This window comes from Spirosoma aerolatum, from assembly GCF_002056795.1.
Lineage (GTDB): Bacteria > Bacteroidota > Bacteroidia > Cytophagales > Spirosomataceae > Spirosoma > Spirosoma aerolatum.
This window is the reverse complement of the sequence record NZ_CP020104.1, coordinates 5560452-5573263: the sequence shown is the minus strand read 5'-3', so window position 1 is coordinate 5573263 and position 12812 is coordinate 5560452. Positions and strand designations below refer to the sequence as shown.

Genomic DNA, 12812 nt, shown 5'->3' with positions numbered 1-12812 from the left:
GGGCTGCTTCTCTTACTTTTTTAACTCATCCAGAAACTCATGAAAAGCCTTTTCCAACGCCTGTAGCGCATCCGACAGGCCACTAGTATCATTTACTTTGAGCTTCCCTTCGGCGGTTCGGGCAATATCGGCTACACGGACTACACCGATGGTTCCGGCACTACCTTTCAACGTATGCAGATGACCTTTTACCGTCGGAATATCGCCCAGAGAATAGGCTGATAGCGAACCATTGACCAGCTCTGTAGCCTCGGTCACAAACTCCTCCATGATGCTGTCCACCAAATCCTGTCCGCCAATGTCACGAAGCTGTCCCACGATTTCCTGGTCAATAATGGGCAGCGTTGGCTGCGGGGCTATTACAACGGGCTTGACAGGTTCGGGAAGGGCGGTGGTTTTGGCCCGGTTAGCATCCGAAATCTCTTTCACTTTGGCTACCAGGCTCTGTGCACGGATTGGCTTGGCAATGTAGTCGTCGAGGCCCTGGCTGATAAAGCGTTCCCGGTCTTCCTTCATCGAGTAGGCGGTCATGGCCACAACCGTAGGCAGGGATTTTCCAAACTGTTCGCGAAGTCGACGGGTGGTTTCAACTCCATCCATATCCGGCATCTGAATGTCCATGAAAATGACATCGAAGGGAGCCAATGAATGGTTGCTTTCGGCTCGTTCCGTCACGGCCTGAATGGCGGCTGGCCCGCTGTCGGCAGTGGTGACGACACAGCCTGCTTTTCGTAGGATTTCGCTGGCCACTTTGCGGTTTACGGCATTATCGTCGACCAGGAGTACATCCGGATGGTAGGTGCTGAAGAAGTTGGCCAGGGCAATTTCGGCTACCTCGGTCGTTTGCTGCGTTGGGCTGATGGCCGTTTCTTTAAGCTCAATGATGAACCAGAACGTACTGCCCATACCAACGGTCGATTCTACCCCCACTTCCCCTTTCATCAGGTGCGCCAACTCCTTAGAAATAGCCAGTCCGAGTCCGGTGCCCCCAAACGACTTCCGCGATGAGGTGTCGACCTGACTAAAGGAGTTGAATAACAGATTGATATTCTGGGGTGAAATGCCAATGCCCGAGTCTTTGACACCCACCCGAATCCGGTTGAATTTGCCCCGTTTACTGACCAGCGACGCTTCGACTTCGATGGTGCCATTTTCAGTGAATTTGATGGCGTTGGACGTCAGGTTCGACAAAATTTGCAACAGACGCGTCTGGTCGGCAATAACAAACGTGGGCAGGTCTGGAGCCAGTTTGTATGTCAACTGATTGTTTTTTGAGTTGGCCTGCTGCCCAAAAAGCGCAATCAACTTCTCGAAAATCTCCCTGAAGGCAATCGGCGCTTCGTGGAGCACCATTTTTCCAGCTTCGATTTTCGACAGGTCCAGAATGTCGTTCAGGATATTGAGCAGAGTTTCCGACGACCGTTTGACGGTTTTCACATAACTACGCTGTTCTTCATCCAGCTGGGTGTCGTTCAGCAGGTCGATCATGCCGATGATTCCGTTCATGGGTGTCCGGATTTCGTGGCTCATATTGGCCAGAAACTGCTCCTTAACCTTTAACGAACGCTCAGCTTCGTCTTTGGCCTTTTCCAGTTCGGCCGACTGCCGTTTTAATTCGGTAATATCACGAGCCAGTACAGCCACCACCGAACCCGTACTGGGGTCGTCGTTGAGCATCAACATGTTGAACATATACTGTCGTTCGCTGCCGTCTTTCCGACGCATACTGGCTTCAAAATTCCGAAGGCTTCGGTTTCGGGCCAGTTTGAACATGGCCCGGCGAATGGCTGTCTTATCGATAAAGAACTGGCTGATTTCATGCCCCAGTACTTCGTCGGGCGTGTAACCCATACGTTTGAATACCGACGGGCTGATCATGGTGATGCAGCCTTTCCGGTCGACACGGGCATAGATGTCCTGGAGGTTTTCGAAAATACCCCGGAATTTCTCTTCACTCTGGCGGGTCGCAATTTCGGCCTGTCGACGGTTGGTAATATTCCGCGCAATGCCCGATACTTCTTCGATAACTCCGCCCGCCAGTAAAATTGGGTTGAGATGAAACTCAAAAAACGTTTCGCCCCGATCGGTGGTGAAATGCAGTTCGAAGTTTTGCGGATGTCCATGAAAAGCCTGTCGGTAGCGTTCCTCAAGTCGTTTCAGGTTTTCGTCGCCAATCATACGCCAGCCCAGGTTAGGTATATTGGCCCTGTTGGCCGGAATTACTTTCTCCTGATACTCAATGAGCCGGGCGTAGTTTTTATTGAACGAAGTCAGTTGGAGCGCTTTGTTGACCGACCAGATCAGGTAGGTACTACTGTCGAAAATGGCGTTCAAACGGGCGTTTTGATTGTCGAGCCGGGCTTCCGACTGCTTCCGGGCAATGGCCAGCGCTACCTGCCCCGAAATGAATTCCAGCAGTTCCAGATCGCGGGGGCCGTAGGTTTGGGCATCGTCGTACGATTTCACCCCAATAATCCCCGTAATCTCATCGCCAATCCGAAGAGGAGCCGTCAGCATAACCTGGGGTTGTTGCTGACCATACAGATCGATGTTGTGCTGATCGGCTAGCTGGCGAATGTCACGCTCATATAGGAACAAAGGTTTATTGGCCCGAATCGTATACTCAATAATGCCATTGCCCAGTTTCCGTTTTGTGAACCGCATGGTGCTACCGAAATACTCATCGACGTAATACGGAAAGGACAAATAGGTTTTGGTCGAGTCGTAGAGCGCAATGAAAAAGTTCCGGGCATCGATGATGTTCCCCAGCTCTTCGTGGATCTTATGGTAAAGCTCTCCGAGGTTAGGGGTATTGATCGTCCAGTTGGCAATGCTGTAGTAAAGTTTCTGTGATTTTTCGGCGCGGATTTTGCCGGTTGTATCGTGCAGAATACAGCGAAATGTTGTTGGGCGGCCATTGTCGAACCGGCAGTTGACACTTCCTGACAGGAAGAGCGTTTTGCCCGATTTACTCCGAAAAACGGTTTCGACATAAGGCAACTTGTCGCCTTCCTGAATTCGTTTGAGCAGGCCGAGAGTACTTTCTGCGTAGTCGGGATGGAGCACATCACGCAGGTTGAGGGCCGAAATCTCTTCGGAGTTGTAGCCCAGAACCTCACGCCAGGCGCGGTTCACAAAAATGAATTTGCCATCGAGCGTTAGTAGCTGAATGAGGTCGGAGGTGTTATCGACCAGATCCTGCAATTGTGCGTTGGTATTGGATAGGGCCGAGGCTACGCGTCGTTTGTTAGTAACGTCTTCGCCGATTACGGTAAATGAATCGACGTGGCCATCTTTACTGTTGGTAATGACCGAGTTGATCTGTACACTGCGAAGCGCACCACTACGGGCCAGCAGGGTAATTTCGCGAAGATCAGGAAAGCTGTCTTTTACGAGTGAATCCTCAAAATCGATTTCGAGTTTTGCCCGATCGGCAGGCGGAATCAGAACATCGAAGAAGTTTTGCCCGATGATGTCGTCCGGTTGCCAGGCCGTTACCCGGTACGTATACGGATTGGCATAGCTAAGGGTTCCATCACGCTGGATGGTCAGGCCTACCAGATTGAGTTGGTCAACCGTCTGTCGGACATCGAGTAGGGGTTGGGCGTCGGTTAGTACCTGACCATCGCGCTCATGGTGGAGCCGTTGGATTTCAGCTACTAACTCATCTTTAGTTTTTGCAGACCAGCGCATGTAGGGTAGGGAAGTTGATATGTCGTCTGACTTGTTAAATTTACAAAAAAAGCTGCTTTCTGACTAGTACTGACGAATTGGTTAGAAATAAGTTGTGCCTATAAGACCCGCCTTTGGCCGATTCGTCATCCGTAATTCTGCAACGTTTTAATCAATACGATTCGTCGATGCGAGCCCGAAGTCTACCAAAAATATCCACGACTATGAAAAAGATCTCTGTATTGAGCCTGTGTTTACTCAGTATGTGGCTGTTTATTACCTGCCATCGCTCGGAAGTAGAACCCCCTCGTTTTCTGGATGGTTCTCCACGCATTAAATCCATTGCATTTTCGGGGATTTCGTCGGATAATGTATCAATTGACCAGTCGACGCGGACCATCTGGGTCATTATGCCAGCGAAACTACCCGACTATGTTGACATTAATATGGAGTTGACCGATAATGCCGAATGGGTCAACAAACAGTCGGGTATCAAAGGGAGTGGTTTGTTTGGCTGTGACAACTGTTCACGTATCGATCTGGTTGATAAAGCGGCCATGACCAGTCAGGCTACTTATGGGTATCAGATTAAGCGTAAAGCGTCGGCCCCGTTGCAGATAGGTGCGTTAACGGCGCCGTTACCATACAACATTCACAATGCGAATGGTATGGATTTAGCTATACCGATGCTGAATCTGTACGGAAATAGATTGCCCAAAGAAGCACGCTTTACGCACGAAAAAACCGGGGAAACACTACAGGTCAAACGGGACTCAGCCTTATCGTGGATTTATCCTGATTCGCACCGGATTTACTTTAGTTCGTACACCAATCAATTAGCCATTTATCTGTACGATGCGAACTTGCTGCCGGGGAGTTATCATATCGATCTGATTTTGGATGACAATTCGATACTTAACGTTCCTCAGCCGGTGGTGGTGACACAGGGTACTGCCGATTTTAAGTATGAATCGGAGCCTTATCTGACGTATCGAAAAAAGGACTTTGGCTACCGGGTAGCTGTGAACGACGTTCTGATGGTGGATGGCTATAATTTGTTTGAAGGGTCTGTTACGATTGACTGGTTAGATAATCAGAACAACGTCATTAAACCGTCGGGTATTCGGTTTGATCGATATGGGCGTCAGGTTCAGATACCTGTTCCAGCGGGGCTGCTGCCGGGACAGTATAGCATGCGGGTTTGGCAGAACGATATTAAACTGCCCTATACCTATTGCCTACGCGTGAACGTGACGGCTGATACTAAAATTCGCCCGATCATTGGCACCATTGGTGATGATTCCGCCCCCTGCTTGCTACGTGATCCGGTTCCCATTAATCGGGGAGTACGTGTAAACTTTTCGTCCAGCCTGAAACAGCAGGTGCTAAACGGAATCTATCAAACGGCTGTGCTCAAACTGACGGCCATTGCCAGCAAAGAAGTATATTATGCGCCGGTTGCCCCCTATGATGAGCGAAGAGGCTGGGACCCGGCAGAATCCGTTACGATCCCAACATCGGTGCCGCCTGGTTTTTATACGGTATCTTTACAGGTTATTGATGATAAGACAAGTGTTTTATCGGAAAGTGAACCATATGGCCGGATTATTGATGTAAAGTAATCGATGGCCTTCATTGCGTAATTACTGTTTATTTCGTCATGTTTTAGTGACTACCTATGCAACATCGCTTTATCTGCTTACTGGTTTGTCTGGTCACCGTAGCCTGCGAACCCTTTGATCTGGAAAAAAAGAATTTTCCGGTATGCGCCAAACCGTCGGCATCCATTGGCTACACGGCTGGTACACTGGATGTTACATTCTTTCTGGAAAATCCACAGGGAAATATTGGTGCTGTGGGTTGGGATCCCGGCGACAACAAAGGAAAAAACCGGGTTGGAACGCGGGTAACCTATACCTATGATAAACCCGGTACCTACACCGTAACACTCACGCTCGCTAATTCATGCGACGATCAGTTTTCAACTACCCGACAAATTACCGTTAGTAATTAACCTATGATACGCCTATTTCTCCTTTTCTGCTTTAGCTGTCTGCTGGTTTTGTCGGGCCAGGCACAGGAGCGCGTTCGCAATATTCGGATACGGGCGGTCGATTCGGCCCAGCTCGAAATCCGGTACGATCTCATCCATGCCAAACCCGGTGACTCGGTGTATTTTGAGATGCGCAGTCGGTTGCGGGGTACGTTACGCATCCTGCCCGAATTTGTACAGGGCGACTGGGGAGCTAATGTTCCGGCTGGCTCCGATCGACGAATTATCTGGGACGCGCTGGCTAATGGCTACTCGCTCAACGAAGAAGTGCAGGCCAGAGTATTCGTTCGAACCAATACGGGTGCAGTTGGAACGCTCTCACAGACTGAACCGACGCAATCCGTTGTAACACAAGCGGCCCCAGTCTCCACTCAAAAGCCAACGTCTGTACCATCCAAACCGGCATCGACTAACCCTGTTGCGATAACAGAGCCGAAACCAGAACCAACGTCTCCAATTTCGGTAACATCTACCCCCGTATCATCCAGAAGACCAAAACGAGCCGCACCACCCAGGCGATCTATTTTTGCACCCGATAGCGTTCAGGCGGAACCAACAGTGCCAACAGCATCGACTCCTATTCCTCAAACTCCAACTGCTCAGACAACGGTGGTAACTCAGCGTGTTGAACCCGCCAAAAAAGAACCAGCAAAACCGTCCAAGCGATCTATTTTTGCGGCTGATGGTGTTCCGGCTGAGTCAACAGCCCCCGTGGCATCAACCCCTGCATCTCAATCCCCCGTAGCACAAACAACAGTGGTAACTCAGCGTGTTGAATCCGCTAAAACAGAACCGTTAACGGTTGAGCCTGCAAAAGTCGAATCGGGAACCGTAGGTACTAATCCAGTGGCTTCCGACACTACTCGGCGACTCAAAACCCGGTATGCAGGCCCTGCCTGGGCCTTACTGTCGGCAGTGGCACCGGGCGTCGGGAATATTTTCGTACAAATGCCTAAACCCAAAATAGGCTTACGACCGCTGGTGGCCATTGGGTGTTATGGACTAGTAGCGTATGGGCTGATCGAACGGCAAAAATCGCGGGATGAGTACGCGATTTACGAGCAGCAGAAAAATGTGAAAGATGGTGATCCGTATTACCAGACCGCCAACGAGCATTACCACACGTATTGGCTGGCTACAAGAGGGGCTGCGGTTGTTGCTGTTGCCGATGTCATTCTGACAATCATAAAAGGCGTTCGGAATAATCATATCCAGAAAGAGGCCCATCGCTATCAGAGTATCAGGATTCGACCTGGCCTGCAAGCCGGGCAACCAACAGCCGTATTGCGGTACACGTTTTAACGAGTGAATGAGCGAAACCTACCGGCGAATATTCTTGAATCATATGCGTTTAATTCTGACAATTAGCCTTGTGGCTCTGATTTCGATAAACAGCCTGGCGCAGTCGTCAGGACGGCGGCCGAAATCGACTACCTATTCGGCTTCCAGCGAGTGGCAAAAAGTAACGCTCAGGCAAACTACTCGACTAGGGGGCAATGCATCATCGCCCGGTCAACCGGTGAGAGAGCGTATTGAATCAACCTCCGGGCAGTCGGCAACGCCCGACGGGTCTGATTTTCGGCCTGCTTTTACGGGCGATTTCTCGACCAATCGTAATGGCTGGCGAGCCGGTAATCGGGGCGATTATTATTACCAGATTGGCCTGGGCCGTTACAGCATTCGCAAGCGGAACACGAATACGCAAAAATCAGCCTTTAGTGCCGTTGAACTGCCCACCAATATCAACCTCAACAAAGCCGATCACTTTACCATCAAGGTAGATGTATTGGCCGATTCTGGACAGGTTCCAACGGGTGGGATACTGTTTGGCGTCAAAGATTCGCTGAATTATTCCGCATTTACCTTAAATGGTAAGGGGGAAGTGTCTATTATGCGGATAGCCAATGGGCAAACCTTCAGCGATTATATGCCGGGCGATTTTTTTATGCCAGGGGTAACAGTCGATAAAAACCGGAATCGATTGATCATCCGCCGAAAAGGGGAAGAACTTCATTTTTATATAAACGAGCAGGAGATTCGCAGTAGCCCGTATTTGTTTAAAATGCTTCCCGGAAATGGGATTGGACTAACCTCGTCGGGCTACTGGACTTCGTTCCAGAAGCTAATCGTTACGTTGGGCCAGTAGGCTTAATTTCTGACCTGTTCGCCGTTGCGGTTGATGGTTAGGAGCTGGCCGTTTAGAAAAACGGAGGCCGTATTACCCCGGAAGGGGGTAACCGCTTCATATTCAGGTTTAATTACCCATTCGTCATCTTCGTTGATGTACCCCCATCGTCCGTGGCTTCGGGCGCGTCGCCAGCCGCGTTCATCGGCACCCAGCTCTACTTTGTCGAAAGGCTTATCGCCAAAGGCTTCTTCGTACTTTCCCTGTCGGGCATCGGCTGGGGTAGTAGGCTGTGACTCGGGTTCCGGCGGTTTCAGATCGGCATCTGTAGTTTTACCTTTAGGTTTAGTAGCCGCTTTTGTTTCCTGGCTCGTAGCCACCGTCTGATCGGCTGGGGCTTCCGTTGGCGTATCGGTTGCTTCTGTCGATGCGGCTTCCTTTTCGGGCTCTGAGGTCTCGATAGATGATCCTGTTTCGGATGGCCGATCGCCTTGAATGGCTGTGGTACTCCGCTCTGCTTTCGACTTCGGATGAGGTTCGTCGGGTCGGGAATTACTACTTTTGATAAACCAGTAGATCAGAGCCAGTAACAGCAGCGCGAATAAAACGCCATAAATACCACTGCGATCGCGGGGAGTGACCTCTACCCGTACGGTACTCAACGGATTGTCATTAGCATCGAAAAGGGTATAGTCTGTACTTTTCGAGGGTTTTACCCACCCCCGATTTTTGGGAGATAATCCTTCGCCCAGATCGTCGATCGTGACGGCCAGCAGATTCTCAACTTCCCATTCCAGCGTTACGGTTTGCCCCTGACGGATGCGAGCGGGTGTTGCGGTAAACCTACGAACTATCGGTGCTGGCTCAGTGTACGTCGGTGGCGCCTGATAAACCGGAGGCTGCACCACAACGGGCGGTGGCGGAATAGGTGTCGTAACGACTGGTTCTGAACTGGTTGAGCGAACCGGAACTGGCTCAATGACTTTCGGCTCAATGACAACCGGCTCCCGGTTGATCAGTTTGTCAAACTCATTTGATGGTGTTGGTGGGCTGATATTGACAGGTTGTACCGGAGCAGGCTGCTCTGCCGGTTTAGGAGCAGGTGTGGTTTCAGGCGTTGGCGCGAGTCGTTTCAGAACCGTAGGTACCCAGCGATTCTTGACGAAATCGGGGGACAGCTTTAGTGATGTAGCAGCATTGATGATCTGGGCTAAATCCTGATCATAGAAATGGCTCCGCGAGGGTTGCGCCATCCGCGCAATACGAGCCTGTATATTTTGAAACAGCAGGCTATTATTCGCGACTTCCTGACTAATGTCTATCGCCCGTTTTTGCGCATCAGCCAGCGAAAGGCCTGCCCGTTGGGCATCCTGAAGGTAGCCATTGGTTCGCCAAACCTCAGGGCCGTCGAGCACAATGGCTTCTCGAAGTCGGTCGATCAGTTCGGATTCTGTCATTTGTGGAGGGATTTTTGTCAAGTAGGGCCAACAGGTTATCAGATATTGTCAAAAGCTACCGGATAATCTGTAACGATTTCTGACAACCGATTGATACCAGTACCTGACAATTTCTGAAAACTTGTTTTACAAACAACAAAAATCAGTCGAACGTCACGACATTCCGCCGATAATCCACAGAAATTTTTCCAAACTTCGACAGGGCTGACTGGCCCAGCAGCAGAGGAGCCTTCGTGCTCCGAACGACATTGGCATTGACATTTTCGAGTACCCGGTCGCCAATCTGGACCGATTTCAGCCGGATTATGTCACCGGGTGAAATGTCTCCATTGGCGTCTTCAAAACGTGAGTGCCCTACGATGTCTTCCTCCGAAATGGTGCCCTGTTTAGTCATAAACTCAGCTTCGGTTGAGGATATGGAGATGAGGCTGGCACCTGTATCCAGAATAAATTTCATGGGATGCCCATTGATCAGTACCTGAATCTTGTATACCCCTTTATCTTTTACCATAGGCACCTCGGTAGGGCCTGTACCCACCTGTGTCAGAGTCGGTTTGGTAGCGGTAACGGAGGCTGGTGCCGTTGGGCTCGCTGGCTCGGTAGCGGCTGTGTTATGTCGGGCCCGGCGTGGTTGATGGCTGCCCGATCGGGAGCAGCCGGAGCAAGCCGATAGGTAAATGGCCAGAAACAGCACTAAGCTACCCGCCAGAAGCTGAGTAGCTAGTTGATTAACAGTTGATTTTCTCATTCGGTTGTGCCAAACTAAAAGTCTGGATGTGTCCAGAACGGTTGGTTAGATGTGCGTATTGTCCGCAGAACCCGGATGAGGTCGTTTGTGCTTTTGCCTGTGTTCATGCCTGGCGTGATACAGTTTTTCAAACACCTCTGTTACTGTAACGATATAAACGCCAATAATGATCAGATTTATTAAATGATTGAAAAAAGCGGTAATGCTGAAGAACGCCAGATCGGGAAGTATATACACCTGTTTTTTGGCTGTCTCCTCCGCGAACAGGCACGAGGGAGATAACCAAAAAACATCGAACAGGAAAGCAGGAGAGACGTTTGCCTTATTTTTTAACCAACACCGTATACGTCACAGTCGTTGATGACTCCACGCCAGTCAGGGTACCGCTTATACTGGCATTGTTATCCGACGTTCCCGAAAAATTATAAGTAGTACCGCTGGCATCCGGTTTAAAGGTCATACTCAAAATCATTCCCAGAACAGAACCCGTTAGTTTGCCAGAAGTACCATTTAAGTTGTATGTTCCAGCCACTGGGTTGTCGGTACTGGTAATGGTCATACTCAATGGTTTTTGATCACTACTATTGGCTTTATTCGTCGCATTGCCGTTATACGTTCCTTTTAATTCAGACTCTGGCTTATCGGGCACGCCGTTTCCTTCATCTGGATGACAACTAAGAAAAACGATCGAGAAGAAACTGACGAGAAGAAGAGAAACGATGGTGGATAGGCGCTTCATAACGTGGCTGGATTATGGTTCATTAATTTTCGTGCAATTTTACAGGCCGCCGACTCTCCATAAAATAGTTAGCCCTAACTACTTTTTACATAGCCTGTATGCGACGAAAAATAACCCCGTCTCTGTAGTACTTCTTATGCGTCGGGAAGTAGTATAGTCAACAACTACTTCCCAGCCGTATCCTCCATTCGTGAATGGATACGTACTAATTTTATGAACTTTCGTTGGCTTTGCTTCGCTATACTCGTTTGGCTTAGTACTGGTTTGGGGGCTTGTAAAACCGACCAGAAGTCGACCTCGACATCCGTTAAAGAGGTTATGGATAAAGCAGTTACCCGGCTTTATGAAACGCATAAACCAGAACAACTGGATACGATCAGCCATCGCTATATCCTTCAGTTTCTGACCGAATCGGAGAAGGAAGTATTGTCTACCCAATACCTGACGTTCGATGTCGACGTACCCGCCGTGATTTCGTTGATGCGGGATCAGAACCAGAAAGTGGTGCCCTTCTGGCTGACAGAGCGTGGTTTTCGGAAAACGGCTCTGCTCGTAAAAAATGAAGAATACACCTACGAGGTGTGGCAAAAGGTTGTTCAGCCCGGAACGGTCCGGCTTGGCATCAATGGCTTCGACAAACACCGCCCGGTATACTTTATCAGTGTTGGGCCGCAAAAGCCGGGTGACAAGTTGACCATCACGAACGTTTATCCAACCAGTCAAACACTCGATACGCTGCGGGTCGGTGCGTTTACGTACCATGACTGGAGCGATCTGACGCTTACCGACGTACCGGAGTCGTTGCGTGGACAGATACTGGTTCAGACGATTCGTGGTCGGGCGAGGGAAGCCCATCTGGTAGGAGCGTTTCGAAGAACCGTCTCTCCCTCCCAGGAGCGCCCCGACCAAATCCTGTTGACCTGGAGTGGTGACCCCGCTACAACGCAGGCTATTCAATGGCGAACGGCTCCTTCGGTTAAAGATGGCTGGGTTCAATACTGGCTAACGGGGGCAACGGATACACTGTCGAAACCAGCAACGGCTTTTCTGATGGAAGATCGGCTGTTACAGAATGATCGGTACGTTAATCGGTTTACAGCGCAACTTTCCGGGTTGAAAGCGGGTAAAACGTATGGGTATCGCGTTGGTTCGAAAACAGGGAGTTGGTCAGTGCCAGCCACCTTTCGCACACAGTCGGCAACGGCGGATGGCTTTTCATTCATCTGGTTTGGCGATACCCATAAGTCGCCAGATTGGGGAGCTATGGCCCGGAAAACGCTGGAGAGTCATCCAGAAATCGCTTTTTACTCCATTGCTGGCGATCTGGTCAGTACAGGATTGCACCGGGACGAATGGGATGAGCTGTGGCACCATTCGGGGGGTATTTTTCATTACAAGCCGCTGATGCCGATTCCCGGAAACCACGATAGCCAGGATGGACTAGGGGCCTGGATGTATCAGGAGATGTTCAGTCTGCCCAAAAATGGTCCAGCCAATAAAGAAGTACCTGCTGAACAAACCTACGCCTTTACCTACCAGAATGCGCTCTTTCTGATGATTGATGCCACAGCGCCTATTGAGGCCCAAACTGCCTGGATACGAGCGCAACTGGCTAGTTCGAAAGCCGACTGGAAATTCGCATTTTTCCACTTCCCACCCTATAATTTTGAAGAAGACTACGCGGATATTCGTCGAGAGTGGTGTCGGTTATTTGATCAGTATCACGTCGATATGGTTATGAGCGGCCATGTGCACTATTACCAGCGGACAAAGCCCATGTTTGCCGAAAAGCCGGTTGCCTCACCAGCACAGGGAACCATTTATACTATTTCAATTGGGATACCCAGTGAGCATGAAGTCTGGCCAGCCGCTGATTACGCACAGGTTCGGTATAAAAGTGGCCCGTTTTATCAACACATGACGATCAACGGCAAAACGTTGACCTACACTGTGTATGATAAAGACGGGCGTGAAGTGGACGAACTGAAAATCGTTAAATAACGTGTAAGCTGGATCAA

The 12812-nt window shown here is 49.9% G+C and carries 9 protein-coding genes; 5 read left to right on the top strand and 4 right to left on the bottom strand.

Annotated features, from left to right (window positions below; all coding sequences use genetic code 11):
- Positions 1-12: 12 nt before the first annotated feature.
- Positions 13-3693 carry a PAS domain S-box protein gene (locus B5M13_RS23070; RefSeq protein ID WP_080057910.1) on the bottom strand — a complete coding sequence of 1227 codons (3681 nt, stop codon included), beginning with the start codon at positions 3691-3693 and terminating at the stop codon, positions 13-15.
- Between the two features lie 203 nt (positions 3694-3896).
- On the opposite strand from B5M13_RS23070, the gene B5M13_RS23065 reads away from it, so the two are divergent.
- The 4 genes from B5M13_RS23065 to B5M13_RS23050 are packed head-to-tail and all read left to right on the top strand — an operon-like array spanning position 3897 to position 7871.
- Complete coding sequence (locus tag B5M13_RS23065; protein WP_155297317.1) at positions 3897-5294, top strand: hypothetical protein; 1398 nt, start codon at positions 3897-3899, stop codon at positions 5292-5294.
- A gap of 56 nt (positions 5295-5350) precedes the next feature.
- Positions 5351-5686: a PKD domain-containing protein gene (locus B5M13_RS23060; RefSeq protein ID WP_020599528.1), complete on the top strand. Its 336-nt coding sequence runs from the start codon at positions 5351-5353 to the stop codon at positions 5684-5686.
- A gap of 3 nt (positions 5687-5689) precedes the next feature.
- Positions 5690-7027, top strand: coding sequence for a hypothetical protein (locus tag B5M13_RS23055; RefSeq protein ID WP_245859448.1), 1338 nt, complete (start codon positions 5690-5692; stop codon positions 7025-7027).
- Between the two features lie 43 nt (positions 7028-7070).
- Positions 7071-7871, top strand: coding sequence for a hypothetical protein (locus tag B5M13_RS23050; RefSeq protein WP_080060046.1), 801 nt, complete (start codon positions 7071-7073; stop codon positions 7869-7871).
- A gap of 2 nt (positions 7872-7873) precedes the next feature.
- On the opposite strand, the gene B5M13_RS23045 is transcribed toward B5M13_RS23050, so the two are convergent.
- The 3 genes from B5M13_RS23045 to B5M13_RS23035 all read right to left on the bottom strand — a co-directional run bounded on the left by B5M13_RS23045 (position 7874) and on the right by B5M13_RS23035 (position 10794).
- Complete coding sequence (locus B5M13_RS23045; protein WP_080057908.1) at positions 7874-9307, bottom strand: WG repeat-containing protein; 1434 nt, start codon at positions 9305-9307, stop codon at positions 7874-7876.
- Positions 9308-9449: 142 nt separating this feature from the next.
- Entirely contained in the window at positions 9450-10055 is a 606-nt protein-coding gene (locus tag B5M13_RS23040; protein ID WP_080057907.1) for a retropepsin-like aspartic protease family protein, read from the bottom strand.
- Positions 10056-10377: 322 nt separating this feature from the next.
- Positions 10378-10794, bottom strand: a complete 417-nt coding sequence (locus B5M13_RS23035) for a hypothetical protein (RefSeq protein WP_080057906.1) — start codon at positions 10792-10794, stop codon at positions 10378-10380.
- Between the two features lie 213 nt (positions 10795-11007).
- Here B5M13_RS23035 and B5M13_RS23030 point away from each other — a divergent pair, with 213 nt between their 5' ends.
- On the top strand, positions 11008-12795 hold the full coding sequence (locus B5M13_RS23030) for a purple acid phosphatase family protein (RefSeq protein ID WP_080057905.1): 1788 nt from the start codon (positions 11008-11010) through the stop codon (positions 12793-12795).
- Positions 12796-12812 lie beyond the last annotated feature (17 nt).

Excerpts from the sequence above, each read along its gene's own strand:
- B5M13_RS23065 (WP_155297317.1), top strand. The coding sequence starts at position 3,897 with ATGAAAAAGATCTCTGTATTGAGCCTGTGTTTACTCAGTATGTGGCTG.
- B5M13_RS23030 (WP_080057905.1), top strand. The coding sequence starts at position 11,008 with ATGAACTTTCGTTGGCTTTGCTTCGCTATACTCGTTTGGCTTAGTACT.
- B5M13_RS23050 (WP_080060046.1), top strand. The coding sequence starts at position 7,071 with ATGCGTTTAATTCTGACAATTAGCCTTGTGGCTCTGATTTCGATAAAC.
- B5M13_RS23060 (WP_020599528.1), top strand. The coding sequence starts at position 5,351 with ATGCAACATCGCTTTATCTGCTTACTGGTTTGTCTGGTCACCGTAGCC.
- B5M13_RS23055 (WP_245859448.1), top strand. The coding sequence starts at position 5,690 with ATGATACGCCTATTTCTCCTTTTCTGCTTTAGCTGTCTGCTGGTTTTG.
- B5M13_RS23035 (WP_080057906.1), bottom strand. The coding sequence starts at position 10,794 with ATGAAGCGCCTATCCACCATCGTTTCTCTTCTTCTCGTCAGTTTCTTC.
- B5M13_RS23070 (WP_080057910.1), bottom strand. The coding sequence starts at position 3,693 with ATGCGCTGGTCTGCAAAAACTAAAGATGAGTTAGTAGCTGAAATCCAA.
- B5M13_RS23040 (WP_080057907.1), bottom strand. The coding sequence starts at position 10,055 with ATGAGAAAATCAACTGTTAATCAACTAGCTACTCAGCTTCTGGCGGGT.
- B5M13_RS23045 (WP_080057908.1), bottom strand. The coding sequence starts at position 9,307 with ATGACAGAATCCGAACTGATCGACCGACTTCGAGAAGCCATTGTGCTC.